This is a genomic window from Geobacillus sp. C56-T3 (genome assembly GCF_000092445.1).
Lineage (GTDB): Bacteria > Bacillota > Bacilli > Bacillales > Anoxybacillaceae > Geobacillus > Geobacillus thermoleovorans.
On record NC_014206.1, the window covers coordinates 272,693 to 290,211 of the forward strand.

20 protein-coding genes and 1 pseudogene are annotated in these 17,519 nt (G+C 47.9%); all 21 read left to right on the top strand.

All coding sequences use genetic code 11. The annotated features are described in order from the left end of the window. Position 1: 1 nt before the first annotated feature. The 21 genes and pseudogenes from GC56T3_RS01550 to GC56T3_RS01655 all read left to right on the top strand — a co-directional run bounded on the left by GC56T3_RS01550 (position 2) and on the right by GC56T3_RS01655 (position 17,512). A complete protein-coding gene (locus GC56T3_RS01550; protein WP_013144085.1) occupies positions 2 to 430 on the top strand; it encodes a helix-turn-helix domain-containing protein in 429 nt (142 codons plus the stop codon). Further along, a pseudogene (locus tag GC56T3_RS01555) lies at positions 424 to 708 on the top strand (ArpU family phage packaging/lysis transcriptional regulator); the annotation flags it as partial. The gene GC56T3_RS01550 and the pseudogene GC56T3_RS01555, both read left to right, overlap by 7 nt. 224 nt (positions 709 to 932) lie before the next feature. Beyond that, positions 933 to 1,895 carry a hypothetical protein gene (locus GC56T3_RS01560; protein WP_013144086.1) on the top strand — a complete coding sequence of 321 codons (963 nt, stop codon included), beginning with the start codon at positions 933 to 935 and terminating at the stop codon, positions 1,893 to 1,895. Between the two features lie 25 nt (positions 1,896 to 1,920). Continuing rightward, entirely contained in the window at positions 1,921 to 2,286 is a 366-nt protein-coding gene (locus tag GC56T3_RS01565; RefSeq protein WP_013144087.1) for a hypothetical protein, read from the top strand. 112 nt (positions 2,287 to 2,398) lie between these two features. Next, complete coding sequence (locus GC56T3_RS01570; protein ID WP_041468155.1) at positions 2,399 to 2,716, top strand: hypothetical protein; 318 nt, start codon at positions 2,399 to 2,401, stop codon at positions 2,714 to 2,716. A 734-nt stretch (positions 2,717 to 3,450) separates the two neighbouring features. Further along, positions 3,451 to 3,813 carry a DUF2513 domain-containing protein gene (locus GC56T3_RS01575; RefSeq protein WP_013144090.1) on the top strand — a complete coding sequence of 121 codons (363 nt, stop codon included), beginning with the start codon at positions 3,451 to 3,453 and terminating at the stop codon, positions 3,811 to 3,813. Positions 3,814 to 3,878: 65 nt separating this feature from the next. Beyond that, positions 3,879 to 4,412, top strand: coding sequence for a hypothetical protein (locus GC56T3_RS01580; protein ID WP_013144091.1), 534 nt, complete (start codon positions 3,879 to 3,881; stop codon positions 4,410 to 4,412). Continuing rightward, complete coding sequence (terL, locus tag GC56T3_RS01585; RefSeq protein ID WP_013144092.1) at positions 4,387 to 5,778, top strand: phage terminase large subunit; 1,392 nt, start codon at positions 4,387 to 4,389, stop codon at positions 5,776 to 5,778. The genes GC56T3_RS01580 and terL overlap by 26 nt, the downstream gene beginning before the upstream one ends. Positions 5,779 to 5,796: 18 nt before the next feature. Then, positions 5,797 to 7,239 (top strand): phage portal protein, encoded by a 1,443-nt coding sequence (locus GC56T3_RS01590; RefSeq protein ID WP_013144093.1) that lies wholly within the window; start codon positions 5,797 to 5,799, stop codon positions 7,237 to 7,239. Next, entirely contained in the window at positions 7,232 to 8,098 is an 867-nt protein-coding gene (locus GC56T3_RS01595; RefSeq protein WP_013144094.1) for a phage minor head protein, read from the top strand. The genes GC56T3_RS01590 and GC56T3_RS01595 overlap by 8 nt, the downstream gene beginning before the upstream one ends. Before the next feature lie 67 nt (positions 8,099 to 8,165). Further along, positions 8,166 to 9,569: an XkdF-like putative serine protease domain-containing protein gene (locus GC56T3_RS01600; protein WP_013144095.1), complete on the top strand. Its 1,404-nt coding sequence runs from the start codon at positions 8,166 to 8,168 to the stop codon at positions 9,567 to 9,569. A 42-nt stretch (positions 9,570 to 9,611) separates the two neighbouring features. Then, positions 9,612 to 10,529 carry a phage major capsid protein gene (locus GC56T3_RS01605; RefSeq protein WP_013144096.1) on the top strand — a complete coding sequence of 306 codons (918 nt, stop codon included), beginning with the start codon at positions 9,612 to 9,614 and terminating at the stop codon, positions 10,527 to 10,529. 14 nt (positions 10,530 to 10,543) lie between these two features. After that, positions 10,544 to 10,903, top strand: a complete 360-nt coding sequence (locus tag GC56T3_RS01610) for a hypothetical protein (RefSeq protein WP_013144097.1) — start codon at positions 10,544 to 10,546, stop codon at positions 10,901 to 10,903. Between the two features lie 63 nt (positions 10,904 to 10,966). Continuing rightward, entirely contained in the window at positions 10,967 to 11,332 is a 366-nt protein-coding gene (locus GC56T3_RS01615; RefSeq protein WP_227456677.1) for a hypothetical protein, read from the top strand. A gap of 26 nt (positions 11,333 to 11,358) precedes the next feature. Beyond that, a complete protein-coding gene (locus tag GC56T3_RS01620; RefSeq protein WP_227456678.1) occupies positions 11,359 to 11,763 on the top strand; it encodes an HK97 gp10 family phage protein in 405 nt (134 codons plus the stop codon). Beyond that, positions 11,760 to 12,203, top strand: coding sequence for a hypothetical protein (locus GC56T3_RS01625; RefSeq protein ID WP_013144100.1), 444 nt, complete (start codon positions 11,760 to 11,762; stop codon positions 12,201 to 12,203). Before GC56T3_RS01620 ends, GC56T3_RS01625 begins: the two co-directional genes overlap by 4 nt. 1 nt (position 12,204) lies before the next feature. After that, on the top strand, positions 12,205 to 12,417 hold the full coding sequence (locus tag GC56T3_RS01630; protein ID WP_013144101.1) for a hypothetical protein: 213 nt from the start codon (positions 12,205 to 12,207) through the stop codon (positions 12,415 to 12,417). 11 nt (positions 12,418 to 12,428) lie between these two features. Next, entirely contained in the window at positions 12,429 to 13,379 is a 951-nt protein-coding gene (locus tag GC56T3_RS01635) for a phage tail tube protein (protein ID WP_013144102.1), read from the top strand. Between the two features lie 69 nt (positions 13,380 to 13,448). Then, positions 13,449 to 13,877 carry a hypothetical protein gene (locus GC56T3_RS01640; protein WP_013144103.1) on the top strand — a complete coding sequence of 143 codons (429 nt, stop codon included), beginning with the start codon at positions 13,449 to 13,451 and terminating at the stop codon, positions 13,875 to 13,877. Between the two features lie 192 nt (positions 13,878 to 14,069). Further along, complete coding sequence (locus GC56T3_RS19830; RefSeq protein WP_013144104.1) at positions 14,070 to 16,766, top strand: TMP repeat-containing protein; 2,697 nt, start codon at positions 14,070 to 14,072, stop codon at positions 16,764 to 16,766. Then, positions 16,763 to 17,512, top strand: a complete 750-nt coding sequence (locus GC56T3_RS01655) for a distal tail protein Dit (protein WP_013144105.1) — start codon at positions 16,763 to 16,765, stop codon at positions 17,510 to 17,512. Before GC56T3_RS19830 ends, GC56T3_RS01655 begins: the two co-directional genes overlap by 4 nt. Positions 17,513 to 17,519: the final 7 nt, after the last annotated feature.

Genomic DNA, 17,519 nt, shown 5'->3' on the forward strand with positions numbered 1-17,519 from the left:
CATGACCGCTGTAAAAATCGAAAAAGGCGTTGCTCAATATATCGAACATAACCTTTATTACTACTTTGAATATGTGCGTGACATTCAACGTTTAAAGAAAGATATTCTGTTCGGTCGGGCGAATTACGACGAGAATGTCGGGGGAGGGCGCGGCAATCTCCCTTCGCGCCCAACCGAGCGCCGGACAATTGAACTGATTACACACAGACGTTTGGAGCGTTTGGAGCAAATCGTTCACGCGATTCAAACAGTATACGGGTTGCTTTCGCCGGAAAAACAGAAAGCGGTGCAGTTGAAGTATTGGTCGGGGAAGAACTACACGTGGGAACAGGTTGCTAGAGAGATTGGGGTGAGTGTGCGACAATTGTATCGATGGAGAGATCAAATCATTTATGACATTGCGAAGTTGTTGGGAGAGGCAAATTCATGAAATCGGTTGAAGATGCGACGATCAAGAAGGTGGATTTTGAACGAGAACGTGACGAGTACATGGAGAGAATACGCCGCGCTGTGAATCGACTGAACAAAATGGAACGGGAATTGATTATTAAGCGATATATGACACTGGAAGAGCCTTATGATTACGAGGTATATAACGAAATGGGGATCAGTGAATCGAAGTTTTACCGTATCCGTGAGAAGGCGTTTTATAAGCTGGCTTTTGCTTTACGTATTGAGGTTTACAAAGAAGAAGAGGCACCTGTTTAGGTGTCTCTTTTATATTTCAAATTTCAGTTACAAGATTTTTGGATAAAATTGTAGAAAAATAGAAAAAAAGTTGCTAAAATTATCTAACAGAAAAAGAATTGCGTCCTAAAATTAGGACGCAATAGGACACAATCTGCTTAGCTAAGAACATAATAACATTCTCTTAAATATTTGTACAGATGTGTGTCCTCTCTAACATTTGGGTGAGGAAGGGCAGGGTTTGGATGTTTCAATATCGAAATATACCAAGCAAATATATTAATCAATTAGCCAAGATTCATAAAATAAAGTATACAGGTCGGTCTGATGAAGAGATTATTAATGACCTGGTTCAAGCTGGACAAAGAGAAAAGTTACTTTATCTAAATGAACAATTTAAATTTGCTGACCGTTTTTTAAATCTTTGCAAAACAGAATCGAATTTCCCGGAAAAGTCGAAGACACCGGAGAAATTTTTGGAAACACTTATTGCCGAAGGACATATAAATAGAAATAACATAAATACAGAGTGGGAGCCTTCGCTAAATCCATCAATTCAAATTTGTGCTGTTAAACATGAAGGGGCAACGGTCTATTTGAAGCTGGTAGAGGAAAAAGTTACCTTAAGAAAAAATGGTTATAGTAAAATTCCCTTGTCTTACGCTCACTTTACTCCTGTTGCTATTCACTTTGGGAGTGAAGAGTTAATAGAAGTACGTTGCCCATATAAAGAAGTGAAAAAGTATTGTGAATATATTATGAAAATTATGGGGTTCGCATTGCCTTATAAATATTTTACTGTGCCAAAATTGACGAAGGAGAATGCCAAAAAACTTTGCTCTTTATTATCTGCAGGGGTTTCGTCTACTCATATTTTATTACCTACAAGCGTGGGAAGTATGCGTTTGAATGGTAAAAAGGGAGTAAACTTAGATGCGGATAATACATTCAAATTAATTACGAATGCAATTGAAAAATTAGGGATTCCAACTAATGATACTTCGGATGAAACATGTTTCTTTTCATTTCAAGATCCAGTAACGTCTATCGTTATTGAAGCAAAGTTTGAGGTGAATATAAAAAAGAACTACTTTAAATTTACCACTGAAGTACCACAGATAGTTGTTGATCATGTTTTAGATGCCCTTGTCATGATTAATGAATCGGATAATCAAGGGGAACAGCAGGTTGCTACAGGATTAGATTAATTCTTATTTAGAAGGGGGAGTAATGATGGCCACATCTATACCTTTTGGAAAAATAAATGAAATTTTAGCAAGGTGGGCAGCGAATACTCCCCCAATCGAAGATTTTACGGTTGAAAATGTATTATATGCTGTTGGATTAGATAGCAGCTATTATGAGATAATATTGCGTTTTCTTATGTCAAAAGCTGGATTTGAATTAATACCTAAAAAAATGCTTGTATGCCCATCAAATCATAAAATACAAGCGTTTGATTTGGATGAAGATCTTGAAGGAGAATTGTTTGATTGTTTCTGTGGAGAAAGTGATTTTGAAGCGGAAGATTTCATATTGGTATTTTCGTTTACAGATGATTTTAAAAAGGATGCCTTAGCCTTAAAAAAAAGTTTATGAAGAACCAAGAACAGAGATACCTGCAGCTAGTTTAGGTACTGAAAAGACTTTTGCAGATTTAATTAGGATGGGGCTGTTTAGTGAGCCACAAAAAGGAGTGTTTGTATATTATATGGATAATAGAAGAAGTATAAGTATTCAAAATAGTACACTCAACAATACTAATTTAAGTTCTGGCGACGGAAATTCCCAGTCAGTCGTTACAAATAATCCGGCTGTAGAAGATTTATTTAAACAGTTAGTGAACGTAATAGAGAAAGAAAGCCCTGAGGACGAAAAAGCAGATGCATTAGAAAATGCTGCAAAACTTCAGGAAGCAGTTAATAAAAATGATAAAACTAGGGCGAAGAGAATTTTTAATTGGTTACCTACAGTGGTACAAGCCTCAAGTGTAGGTGTTGAAATTTTAAAGTTGATTAACTCACAATAATTTTTTCATAATGAATGGGGATCATTTTTTGATAAGAATTCAAAAAACGGAATGACAGAAAAATGAAGGAAAAATGACAGAAAGATGACAGATTATTTTGTTTCGAATGTGTTATGATGATATCGTGAGATATATTGAAGCAGGGCGTCACTCCGATCGGGGTGGCGTTTTTTATTTTCAATGAATTAAAAAGGGAAAACAGGGAACAATAAGCCAATGTAATATAGAAAGTTACAGCGAGAGCATGAAGTGAGGTTTGCGATGATGTATTTGTACGACGACAAAGAAAAGGCGAAAATGGCTTATGAACGGCATAGGTGCAGAAACTGCATATGGGCGAAGTGGCAAGTGCCGTATCTTGTTTGTTGCCCGTTTATGCGATGCATACGAATGTCGGAAATTGACGAAAAATGACGCGGGAAAATCCATCCCTTGTTGAAATGAACCGGCGAATGAGAAGAGCGATAAAACGTCAAAAACATGTCAGTTTTGGCACGTTTTTTTGTGATAAAATGATATTGAACAAATGAATACCCTCTACCATATATACGCATGAGTGGAGCAGACTAACCGAGAAGAGCCCAACAAATCCCTTCCCCGCAAAGAGGCTGTCGCTGATTGAGCGGCGGCTTCTTTATTTTAGTAACGAGTACGAATGTCGGAACTTGACGAAAAAACCATGTAGGAAACTATCTCCTTTTGTTGAAATACAACACAAAGGGGGATTATGAACCATGGAAAGAAATATGGATTTAGTAAGGGAGCTACTATTTATTATCGAAAAAAATGATGATAAAAAAGAACTGCCTATTCCTAAAGATTGGGATAGGGAAGTAGTTGCATATCACTTGAAAATTTTAGAGCAAGCAGGGTTTGTAGAAAATTATACAAAGTGGGCAGGAAATGAACCGTTGTGGATTTTAGCGTCACTGACATGGGATGGACATGAATTTCTTGATTCAATTAGAAACAATACAATTTGGAATAAAACCAAAGAGGGTATTAAAGGAAAGGGACTAGAAATTGCTTCAGTCCCTCTGGAAGTAATAAAAGAATATGCAAAACTACAAATCAAAGCTTTATTGGGATTGAATTGAACGCGCCTTCTATGGCGCATTTTCTTTTTCCAAAAATAAATGAATTGGAAGGTGGTGAAGGGGGTATGACAAAAAACAAAAAGGGACGTCCAATAAAACTCACTCCCGAATTGCAGGAAGAACTCGTAAAAGTGATCCGAGCGGGCAATTACATTGAAACGGCCTGTGCCTACGTAGGGATTAACAAAACAACATTTTACGATTGGTTGAAACGTGGAGCGCGGGAGAAGGAACGTCTAGCGAAGAACCCGAATGCGCGGCCGAAGAAAAGCGAACAGCCGTTTGTCGAGTTATCCAACGCAGTAGAAAAGGCACTGGCGCAAGCGGAGATACGAGATGTAGCGATCATCGGCAAGGCGGCGGAAGAAAATTGGCAGGCGGCCGCATGGCGTCTTGAGAGAAAGTTTCCCGAACGGTGGGGGCGCAGAGACCGCCTAACGGCAGACTTGAACCACTCGGGGCAGGTGGCGAATCATGGGCAATACGAAATCAGAGTGGAGCACAACATCGTCAGTGAACTTCTTGAAGACGAAGAAGCAAGGGAGCTTATCAAGCGACTTATCCGAAAGCGCAATGCTAATAAGCGAGATTCTGAATAATTTAGACGCGCTCGAAAAAGAGTTAGCCAAAGAAGATTACTCGGTCTATTTGGAATACACCCATTTTGGGCGCTATTGCCCGTCCCGACATTCGGATTTAATTTGCGATTATCTCATGAGAGTGGAACGGGGCGAAATCGACCGTCTCATGATATTCATGCCGCCGCGTCATTCCAAGTCCATGACGGTTACCGAGACGTTCCCATCATGGTTTATCGGGCGCAATCCAAACAGGCGAGTCATCGAAGTCTCCTATGGCGATTCATTGGCAAGGCGGTTCGGGAAGGCCAACCGTCAAAAGATCGAATTGTTTGGCGAGGAATTGTTTGGCATCCGTCTTTCAAGAGACGTTAATTCGGTGACGAGTTGGGACGTCGAAGGGCATCGCGGTGGGATGATTTCGGTCGGGATTGGCGGTGGGATCACAGGGCAAGGTGCGGACTTGCTCATCATCGACGACCCGATCAAGAACCGCAAAGAGGCGGATTCGCTCACGTATCGAAACATGCTTTGGAATGAGTGGCAAAACACGCTATCCACCCGTTTGCAACCCGGCGGACGGGTTATTTTAATTCTCACAAGATGGCATGAGGATGACCTTGCCGGACGGCTTTTAGAACACGCGCCAGAGCGGTGGACAGTGGTTTCCTTGCCTGCGATTTGCGATTCCGAAAACGACTTGCTAGGTCGAAAAATCGGCGAGCCGTTATGGCCGGAGTACGGATTTGACGAGAAGTGGGCGGAAGAAACGAAAAAGACGGTCGGTTCCCGAACATGGAACGCGCTCTACCAACAGCGTCCAACGCCGCCAAGCGGCGCGATCATTCATCGTTCGTGGTTCAAGTATTACAAACAAGCCCCTCAAATGGACGAATACATTCAATCGTGGGATTTTGCGTTCAAGGATACCAACGACGGTTCGTTTGTCGTCGGTCAAGTATGGGGCAGGAAAGGCGCGGACAAGTACTTGCTTGACCAAGTCCGTGCGAAGCTGTCTTTCACCGAGTCGATCCGCGCGATTGTATCGCTGACGTCCAAGTGGCCGCAGGCGCAGGCGAAACTTATCGAAGACCGCGCGAACGGGACAGCGATCATTAATGCGTTGCGGCATCAGATCAGCGGCATGTTGTCTGTTGTGCCGAACGGAACGAAAGTCGAGCGGCTGAATGCCGTATCGCCGCAATTCGAAGCCGGAAACGTCTATATTCCGCATCCGAGCATCGCGCCGTGGGTGCATGATTACGTCGAGGAATTGGTGGCGTTTCCGAACGCACCGACCGACGACCAAGTGGACGCGACATCACAGGCGTTGCGATACCTCGACCGAGCCGGAACGAAGGGAACGATCAAAGTCGACATCTTCTAATGGAAGGGAGGGAATGAAATGGGGAAACAAGCAGTGGCCAAGGCGTATGTGTTGAGTGACGGAGAGATTATCGAGGAAAGCACACTCGAACGCTACGCGATCAAGCAAGGGGAATCAAGAGCCCTTCCAAGCGACCGTTTTGGCGGCGCGTATGGGGAACTGGGGCTTGTCGAACCGTTATACAATCTTGAAGCGCTGGCGCAACTGCTTGAGCTCAATCCGTACCATTATCGGGCGGTCAAAACGAAAGCCAGAGATACCGCAGGGCTAGGGTGGTATCTTGAGGCGAAAACGAACAACCCAAGCGAACAGCAACGCGAGATCGCCATGCAGTTTTTAGAGAACCCGAACCCGTACAAGACGCTGACCGACATCAATAACAACGTGATGGTGGACTACGATTCCATCGGGAACGGCTACTACGAAGTCATCCGCGACGAAGACGGAATACTGATCGGTCTTGAGCATATTCCGGCGCATACGGTTCGCGTTCATCAGGATATGAACCGCTTTTGCCAAATTCGCGGCACAAAGAAGGTGTGGTTCAAGCGGTTTGGCTTTGAAAATGACGTGGACTACGTGACGGGCGAAATCGTTCCTGCCGGTTCCATTCCGGCCGAGCGGCGAGCAACGGAAATCATTCACATCCACAATTACACAAGCCGGAGCGATTACTACGGTCTGCCGGACATTTTGCCTGCGCTAAGCGCGATTATTTCCGACCGAGAACGGGCGGAGTACAACATCAGTTTCTTTGAAAATCATGCCGTCCCTGCCTACGTCGTGACGGTGACAGGCGCGGAACTCGACGAGCAAACGAAGCAATTGATCCGACGATACTTTCAACAGGACATCAAGAAAAATCGGCATTCAACCCTTGTAGTGACGGCGCAAAAGCCGCAAGGTGATTTCTCGGACACGCCAGTTGAAATCAAGTTCCAAGCGTTGTCTGTGGAGACGAAGGAAGCAAGTTTCCGCATGTTGCGGGCGGACAACCGCGATGAAATCCTGTCCGCACATGGTGTCCCGCCTTATCGAGCCGGCATCGTCGTCGAAGGTTCGCTTGGTGGATCAACGGCGAGAGAATCCACCGAGATATACAAGCAATCGGTCATTGAGCCGCGACAAGACATGCTTGAGAATGTGATGAACCGATTGCTGTGGATTGGGCTAGGGGTAACGGACTGGCGTTTTCGTTTCAAGGACATCGACACGAAAGACACACAAGCGAAGATTGAGGAACTGCGCTTTTTGTTTGAGGTGGGCGCATACAGCCCGAACATGATTTTGCGCGAATTGGGCAGAGACCCGATTGACGATCCGAACCTAGACAGGCATTTCATTTTTGGGCAACCGCTCGACGCTTCGCAAGAGGAAACGAATGCGATATTGAATTCGCTGAAACAATTGCACGCCAAACTCATTGACATCGCCACGAAAGAGGGCGGTAAGCATGTGTGAAGTGTGCAAGCTGTTGGACATGGATCGCGAGCTTGTCGCGTTCCTTGTTGCACATGGAGCGCTTCCTGCAATCAAGGAACAGGATGAGCGGATCACCGAAATTGAAGAAAAATTGGCGCGCCGGTTGGTCAGCCTGCAGGTTGGGCTGGAAAGTATGTTCATCCAGCGGTTGCGCGAGCTTGGCTATATCCCGCTGTCGATTCTCGAACAGGAAACGTTTATCGCGGATATTCTTGATCCGATTTTCGCGGACATGGAGGAAGAGATCGCCGAAGCCGCTGTCGAAAGTGCGGTCGTGGCGAGGCAATTGACGTTTGAAGAAATTCTCGAACAGGGCTTGGAATTGGTGTTTACAGAATTCAGTGAACGCGTTCTCGAAGAATTGCGAGAGCGCGTTTATGTTTTTTCGGAGGATACATTCCGGCGAATTAAAGGCGATTTCCGCGCTACGCTGATTCGCGGCTATGAAGAAGGAAAAGGGATTGACGACATCGCTGTGGATTTGCGCGCCGATTTTAAAGACTTGCGCGATCATCGACTGCAAACGATCGCTAGAACCGAAGTGCAGGGAGCGCAAAACGTCGGCATTTTCCAAACCATGCAAGATTACAACGTCAGGTATAAGCAGTGGCTGACGGTCAGAGACAGCCGAGTGAGGGGAAGAAACCCGAAAGACCGCGCCGATCATTATTCCCTGCACGGACAGGTGGTTCGGATGGATGAACGTTTCTCCAATGGGCTGATGCATCCGCTAGACCGATCCGGTCCCATCGAGGAATGGATCAACTGCCGATGCCGATGCCGTCCATATATCCCGACAAAGGGCGAGCAAATCGTCCGGACGCCTTACTATCCGTAAAGGGGGTGATTTCATTCTAGGCGTGGCTTGTTTCATGAAGCGATTCCGAACAGAAAGGAGTGAGAGAATGAAACACGAACTCACCGCGCCAGTCACGCACAAGAACGAGGAGAAGCGGATTGTGTTTGGACCCGTTCTTGTTCCAGACGAGCCGGACAGTGACGGGGATGTCGTAACGGCCGAGAAAATCGAAGAAGTGGCGCACAAGTTTTTAGAGCAGTACGGCAACATCGACTTGCAACACACGCTGAACAATGTCGGCAAGGTAGTGGAATCGTACATCTTGCCGTTTGACTGGAAGGTTGACGACGAATTGACTATTCCGAAAGGGAGTTGGATGATGGGCGTTCGCGTTCAGGACGAGGACGTTTGGCAAGCGGTCAAAGAAGGAAAGTTGACCGGTTTTTCGATTATGGGCGTCCCGAAAGTGGCGCTGAAATCAAAAGAGGCGCTGAAACGAACGACGTTGGCCGACTTAGAGCGAGAAGCCGGCGATTGGGTAGTCAATGCCGTTTCCCTTGTCGACGAGCCGGCTGTCCCGAAAGCCAAGTTCGTCGCGATCAAAAGCAAGGACAACCGAGAAGAAGCGGTGAAAAAGGCGATCCAAGGATCGTATGAATACATCGCCGATTTACTACGCCGGAAAGTCTATCAAACGTTCGACAGCGGCTCGTTTGATTCGTATATCTATTCGATTTTTGACGATTCGGTGATTATCCGCGTTGAGGATATGTCAAGCGGCAAAACGCGGTTCTTCCAAATCGGCTACACGATCAACGAGCAGGGAGACGTCGAATTTGTCGGCGACCTGCAAGAAGTTCGCATCGTTGAGAACATCGTCCCTGTTGAATCCCCTTCGCCGCAAAGCGTCGCTGTGGCCGCGCAGGCGGCTCTAGGAGGCGCGGAAAGCGAGGGGCAAGGGGTAACTCTTTCAAGCGAGGAAAAAAGCCCACAGCAGGCGAATAAAGGCCTTTTTGATAGATTGAAAGAAAAGCTGGGGCTGAAACCGTCCGAAAAGGCAGGGCGAAAAATTTCTGATGCGAACTACGAGAAGCTAAAAGCCGCAAAGGAGGTCATTGACGAACTCCTGCGGATTGCCGAAGAAGAACGAGCAAACAAATCGAAAGAAGGTGATGACGAAGTGAAAGTCGAAGACGTTCAAAAAATGATTGATGATTCGTTGAAACCCGTAAACGACAAGCTGTCGGAAATCATGAACACGTTGAAAGGAGCGGCGCCGGAGAACGAGCCGCAAGAACCGCAAAATGAAGAGGACGGCCTACAAGACGAAGCCGCGGCCAAAAGCGAAGACGACAGCTACAAAGAGAAATACGAACAAGTCGTCAAACAGCTTGACGAACTCAAGCGGAAAATCCCGTTCTCGAAGCGGCTGACGGGACAAGACGGAGCGGAAAAAGCGAAGCCGCAAGACGAACACGACCGCGACCCGTTTGGATTCAAGCGCAAGTAATTTGTGTCAGACACAAAATTCAAACAAAGGAGTGTTGAACATATGATGACGAACGACATGCTTCTTGGGAAATTAGACAACGTCTTAAAAGCGATTACGACGACCGACCTTGGCGCGGCTCGTTTAGCGCCTGCGAAACAACAGCTTTTCGTGCGGACGGTCTCCCAAGCGACGCGCATTTTGGATGAGGCGCGCCGAATTGATATGACGAGCCATACGCATGACATCGACCGCATCGCATTCGGCTCGCGCATCTTGCAAGCGGCGACGGAAGGAGAAGCACCGACTGGAGAAGCGAAGCCGGAATTCAGCACGAACAAATTGGAATCGGTTGAAGTCATTGGCGTTTCGGGGATCACGGATTCGACCCTTGAGGATAACATCGAACGCGAAGGATTCGAGGATACGCTGATTCAATTGATCGCTGAACGTGTCGGCGTTGACCTTGAGGAATTGTTCCTTAACGGTGACAAAGCGAGCAGCGATCCGTTCTTGGCAAAAACGGACGGGTGGCTCAAGAAAGCGGCCAATCTTGTTCAAGGCACGACTGACTTTGACCCGACGAACGTCGAAGCGATGTTTGACGCGATGATTCAGGCTTTGCCGAAAAAATACCTGCGCGACCGTTCGCAATGGCGCTTCTACGTCCATTGGGACATTGAAGACGCCTACCGTGACGTCCTCCGCGCTCGCGGCACGGGACTTGGCGATACGGCACAAACGACTGCGACGCAATTGGCGTACAAAGGAATTGCGGTCGTCGATTCGGCCAACATGCCTGCCGGAACGGCGCTCTTGGTCAATCCGGCTAACCTTGTTTACGGCATCTATCGCGACATTCGCATTGAACCGGATCGCCAACCGAAATTGCGCCGGACGGACTTTGTCACGACGTTGCGCGTCGACTGCAACTTTGAGGATGAAAACGCCGCTGTCGTTGGGCAAGGCTATACGGGCTGATGAGGTGAAGATGAATGAAGACACTGCGCGTGGTGAACAAAGGCCGGAAAACTCGGTACCGTCTTGGTATCGAGTTTCCGCCTAACCAACCGGTCGAAATCACAGTCGGAAATCGCGAATATCTAACCGTGAAAGCGGTGCGAGACTTTGAGGTGGAGATCATCGAAAAAGATGACAAAAGCGAAACGAAACATCGTCATGAAAGTGCCAAGACCGCCGGAAACTCGTTGGACGTTCAAAGCATGACCATTGACGAGGTGCTCGAAGCGGTCAAGGAAGGCAAAATTTCCGTTGACGAAGCGTTGTCCCAAGAGAAAGCAGGAAAGAACCGCTCCCGGCTCATCGACAAGCTCGAAGCGTTGAAAGAAGCGTGATGACACATGCCGTTATTTGAAAAGCCTGTGACTGAGGTGGTCACTCCGCAGGACGTTCGGAATTTGACCGGCGTTTCTGCGGAGTATTTCCGTTTTCCGAATGCGACTGATCCCGAAGCGGCGCTGGACGATTTGCTGTCGACATGGATTGAGCGGATCGCGTCACATATCCATGCTAGGCTCAAGCGAACCGTTCTTGAAACGGATGACGACTATTTGGCGATTCAAGACGTTTTATTGCGGACTGTCGCCAAAGTTGTCGCGGTCGCCCAACAGCAACGTTCCAGTCCGATTATTCAAATTGACGACTTTGCCGTCTCCATTTTGAATACATCGGACGTCACTAAGGATTTAGGGACAGAATTGCGGCCGTTTATGAAGCAAAGTATTGACGTTTTCCTTTCATCCGATGACTTTGTAGAGGCGTGATAAATATGTTTGATGCTGAAATTAGGATGGACGATTTACGGCGCTTGATTCCACGCATGAGAGCGGCGCTGAACCGTGCAACAGAGTTGACCGCGCTCGAAGTGTGGGGCAATTTGATGGAGTTTTCGCCGCAAGACCATGGACGCTTGGCCGGATCGTGGAAATTGCAAAAACGAAACGCGCGGTTCTATACAGTCGGAACGAACGTTGAATATGCGCTCGTGCAAAACTACGGTTCTGGACCATACGAAATCTATCCACGTCGGGCGAAAGCGTTGCGATTTGAGGTAAACGGTGAAGTGGTCTTTGCCAAAAAGGTAAAACACCCGGGAATCAAGCCGAAACGCTTCATTGAGCGTTCGATCGCCGCAGCCGAGCGGCGAATTGACGATTTCGTTGAACAGGCGTTGAGGGAAGTGAAATTGATATGATTCAAAGAAAGCCTCTCAAGGACATTCACAAGGAGATTCGGACGAAGATTCGGGAAGTATTGGAGCAGGCGCCGGAACTCACTGAAATCAAACGGATTGTCTACGGGGACAAGGTGAGAGTCGGGACGTTGCACACGCCCGCGATTTGGATTGTCCCCGAGCCGTATGCCCCGAACTTGCTTGGCGGTCACACGGCCGATCACGACATACGGTTCGACTTTGTCGTTCTTGTCAAGGCAAATGACCCCGAACAAGCGCTTGAGAAAGCACATGATTTGGCGTTGACGGTCTATGACGTACTGATGCAAGACCGGACGCTAGGCGGCACTGTGGCAGATGTACGACCGACACAAATCGACCCTGCCTACGAGATGGGCAATAACACGCAGGTCTGTTGGTCTGCGGTGCAATTTGATTTTCGAGTGAAACGGAGGGAGTAGCATGGCGAAAGTGCCAAAATACATCGGAAAAGGTGAAGGTGGCGCTGGCGTTGCTCAACTGCCGGCGATTTTTTATGACTTGATTGACGACTTGAACGAACTGCGGAACAAACAAATCGCCCTGTTGCAAAAACTTGACGCGGATGCCGGAACGGCGGATACGGACTATGCCGCCGTCTTAACGCCTGCTCCGCTCAAGACCGTTAAAGAGTGAGGTGATAACGCATGGCGATTACGCGCTACTTGATGATCGGCGAGGAAACGGAATTCGGTGTGGAAGCGGCGCAATATGCGGAAACGCTTGACCCCGAAAGTGTTTCCATTGAGCCGGCCGAAGACGACAAGCTGATTTACGAGGGCATTTCCGGCTTGGATCGTGTGGCGCAATTGGGCGTGTATTCGACAGGCGGAGCGATCACGTTGCCGCTTGACGACAAGGCGACCGGCTGGTTTTGGAAATGGGCGCTAGGCGGCTATGAAGTGACAGGCGACGCCGCGACCGGCTATACGCACACGTTCTATCCTGCCCGAAATGCGCTGATGCCTTCATTTTCGGCGAAAGTCGGGAAGGACATTATGGAACACGTGTTTCTTGGCAACGTGATTGAGTCGCTTGAATTGGAGATTGAGAACGAGTGGGCGCTGCTAACGGTCAACACATTGGGCGCGTCGGACAAACGGGCGCCGCTCGCCACTAACGTGCAATTTACGGAGGGGAACGTCTTTACCGCTCCAATGGCGGCGCTTGAAAAGAACGGCGCGGATATGAGCGCGTCGGTCAACAGTCTAACGCTAACTGTCGAAACCGGCGCGGACATCGAGAGCGCCCAAGGATTCGGATCGCGTTTCCCGAAAAAGGCGTTTATGGGTTCGATGGTCGTCACGTTGGAAGTCGCCCTTGGATTTGACAGCGATCAAGAGCTGATTGCCTTTTGGGGCGGCGCGGACGGGCCAAGCACTGACACGTTGCAAGAGTTCAGCTACACGTTGCATCTAGGAAACAATTTGGACATCATTTTTCCGCGGCTGATTTATACGGCATCGAGCCAACCGGTGGAAGGTCGGGAAGGCATTGTGCAAACCGTGACGGCGCGAGCCTTGTTCGACCAATTGACTGGCACAGGACCGATTCAAGTGTCGCTGACGAACAATAAGGCGTCGTATACGGTTGCATGAGGATAGGTGGAGCGCCTATCCTCATTCGCTTTTTAGCAAGATGAAAATCGGAGTATGGAGGGAGAACGAATGGCAAAGAAATTGACCGCAGGCGTTTTGAACGGGACGGCCTACCAAGAAACGTTAACCGTGACGTGGAACGGGGAAGAATTTGAGGTGGATATTCGGCCGCTGAATAACAAAGAAGCGATGGAAATCGAAGAACTCTTACAAGAAGGTGTGGCCGTAAAAGGAACGCCAACGCTAAAAGGCAAAATGACGCAAACGATCCAATTCGATACGAAGGCCAACCTGCGCGGCCGGAAACGGGCGGCGATCAAAGCTGTTGCATACGGGACGGTTGATCCGATGATTACGGAGCAAGTCGTGGAAAACGAATTTCCGCCGAAATTGGTCGATGAGATCGCCGCTCGTATTTACGAATTGACAGGCATCGGAAACAAGCAACAAATTCAAGAAGCAGTAGAGAATGACGAAGATTCCTTTCCTCAATCGTGAGGGAAGGAATTTTTATTTTCTCGTCAAAGAGTGCGGCATATCGCCGCTTGACATTCCCTACATGACGCCTTTGCAAAAAGAGGTGCTGATTGCACACCATAACAAAATTCAAAAAGAGAGGGAAAAGGAACTGAAAAAACTGGGAAGAGGTGCGCTTGCGAAAAGACATAAGCGATAAAGGAGGTGAGACGGATGGCGAACGTCGTGGAAATCGAAGTGAGGGGCACCGATGAAATATCGAAAGTTTTGCAAAGAGTGAGCAAGACAGCGGAAAAGGCATTTAGAGATGTCGAAGCCGCCATCGAGTCGATCCCCGACTTGGACATTGATGTGGCGACAGAGGCGGTTCAGAACGCGAAACGACACCTCGAAGAAATCGAGAATAAAGTAAAGTCTTTACCGCAGGCCAATGTGAAGGTGAATGCTCAAACTGAAGAAGCGACAGGAAAAGTCCAAGGCTTTTTGCGGACATTAAGGAGCATTCCAAGGAAGGTTACTACTCACATCGAAGCGCAAACCAATCAAGTGCGCGAACAAATGGATAGGCTAGCGGAGACCTTCCAAAACTTCGCGATCATCGGGCGAACCATGGTCGGAGGGGGATTGACAGCCTTTCTCCCTGCCCTTATTCCGACCATCTCTTCCTTAACGGTCACCGTCGGCGGATTAGGTACTGCTTTTGCTTCGGCCGGAGCGGGCGCTGCCGCTTTTGGATCGGTGGCCGTAACAGCCCTTAACGATGTTTTCGAGGCTAACGAGAAGTTGAGTGATTTACAAGAGAAGTTAAACAAGACGACGGACGCGAAGAAACAACAAAAAATTTTGCAAGAGATGCGTGCGGTAGTGGACGGGTTATCTTCTTCCCAACAAAAGGCGTTATCAAGCCTTCAAAAGTTCTTGGATTTTTGGGATGAATTCACAGCAAAATTCCAAGCGCCGGTTGTAGAGATTTTCGCTAGAAGTTTAGAGCAGATTCAGTCTGTTATTAAAGCGCTGGAGCCGGCTTTTAACGGAGCTGTTTCGGCCGTCGACCGCTTGTCGGCAAGTTTATCGAAAGGGCTGAAGTCCGAACCCGTCGAGCGGTTCATTGGGTTTTTAAATCAAAATGCAGGTCCGATGCTACAAACGTTCGGCAAGATAGCAGGAAATGTCATCATGGGGCTTATGAACATTTTCGTGGCTTTTGGAAGCGTAGGAAGTGACTTAGCGGATCGCCTGTTAAAGGCGAGCGAGTCGTTTGTCCAATTTACATCGAATTTGGAAAACAATCAAGGCTTCCAGAACTTTATCAATTATGCTATGGCGAACCTGCCGAACGTTATCGCTTTTATCGGGGAGTTAATCAAATTTATTATTAACTTTTCGATTGCTTTGGCGCCTATCGGGCAAACCGTTTTGCAGGTGGCGAACAGCTTTTTGGCTTGGCTGTCCTCGATCACTCAAAACCACCAATGGATCGCCCAGTTAATTGGCGTTTTGGTCGTGATGTCGGGGTTAATTACCGCATTGTCGCCTCTCGTCTTGGGCATGATGAGTATATTTAGAGGGCTAGGATCGGTATGGAATTGGATCGTTCCGATTGTGAAAAACCTAAATTTAAGCATCGGGACTAGACTGTTTTTGGCGTTCACTTCTGTCGGCTCGGCCATGTCTCGGGTAATTCCTTTGATCCTGAAAGTTGGATCATTCCTTTTGCGGTTGGCGAATCCCGTCACGCTTGTTATCTCGATTATCGCGGCATTGGCGATAATTATCTATCAAAATTGGGATTCGATCAAAGCATACTTGGCGCAAGTGTGGAATTACTTATCATCGTTGGCTCAAACGATTTTCAATATGCTTGGAGCGTTCTTTTCGCAAGTGTGGAACAGTGTTAAGAGTGTATCCATCACGGTCTGGAATGCCATCAAATCAGCCTTATCGACGGCGTGGAACACCATTAAAACGGTCGCTTCTACCGTTTTCGAGGCAATCAAAACAGCGATTTCGAATATTTGGAACACGATTAAGAGCGTGACCTCGACCGTCTGGAACGCCATCAAGTCGGCGTTGACGGCAACGTGGAACGGCATTAAAAGCGCCGTTTCGGCGGTCTTTAACGCGATCCAAACCGTGATTTCGACCGTGTGGAATGCCATTAGCACCGTGACGACAACGGTCTGGAACGTCATTAAAAGTGTACTGTTTACGTTGCTTAACAATTTAAAAAGAGATTTCAACAACGTTTTTAATTTCATTCAGACGATTGTTTCGACAGTATGGAATGCCATCCGTTCTGTCACATCGAGTGTATGGAATGGCATCAAAAGCGCGATCAGTTCTGTTATCAACGGCATCCGTTCGGGAATTTCGAGCGCGTTCAACAGTATTCGCAGTATCATTTCGAGCGTATGGAACGGAGTGAAAAGCGCAACATCCAGCGCATGGAACAGCGTGGTGAGCTCGGTTCGTGGAGCGGTGAACAAAGTCATCGATTTTATCAATCGCATGATTAACTCGATCAACAGCGTTCGCATTCCGATTCCGAAGATTCCCGACTGGGTTCCGGTGATTGGGGGACGCGGCGGCGGTTCGATTGGGTTCAATATACCGAACATTCCACGTTTGGCAACAGGTGGTGTCGTTGACGAGCCGACGCTAGCGATTGTCGGTGACGCCGGAGCAGGAAACCCCGAGATTGTGGCGCCGCAACGAATGTTACGAAGCATCATCCGTGAAGAACTGCAAAACAGCGGAGCACAAGGAGCAGAGCAAATACAAGTTGTCGTTCCTGTCGTCTTGGACGGCAGGGAAATTATGCGAGTGGTCACGCCTTATATCGACCGTGAACTCGGTCAACGGCGCATCGGAAAAATGAGGGCAAACGGCATAGGGGGGAGCGTCTTGTGATTACGTATGACGGGTTTGACCTTTCACCGTATCTACTCGTTCGAGACATTGGACGCCCCTTAATGCCGCCGCAAGAAATCACATCCATGTCTATCGCCGGAAGGCATGGCGCGTATTTCTTGGAGAAGCGGCATCAGTCGGTCGTCATTCCTGTCGAGGTGGTTATCTTTGAGCATCTCGACATGTCATATTTTGAACTGAAACGCTTCTTGGCCGGAAAATTGAACAAGAGCGAGCCAAAGCCGCTCATTTTCGATGATGAGCCGGACAAGTACATTAACGCCATCATTCAGGATCAAACGGAAATTGACGACTTGATTCGATCCGGTCAAGGAACGCTGAACTTTTTCTGCCCCGATCCGTTCTATTATGCAATTGAAGACGAGGTGTTTGAGTTCAGCGGCGCGGGCGTGTATGTCATCAATCGACAAAAGGGCAACGAGTATTCAGAGCCGTTGATTGAAATACAGGGAACATGCAGCGGCGGTTCAATTGGCGTGCGAACGCCGTTCACGTCCGTACGTTTTTCAGGAACGTTGCAACAGGGCGAAACGCTTGTACTGGATAGCCAACTTGTCACGTCCTACATTGTCGACGGATACGGAAACAAGCGATCAGCGAATCAGCATTTAGATTCGATGGATTTTCCGTTTTTGGACATCGAGGAAAACGAGGTGGAGTTTTTCACAGAGGGAAATGCGACCATTCAGAAAGCGACCGTCTACGCTCGAAGCCGATGGATTTAGAAAAGAG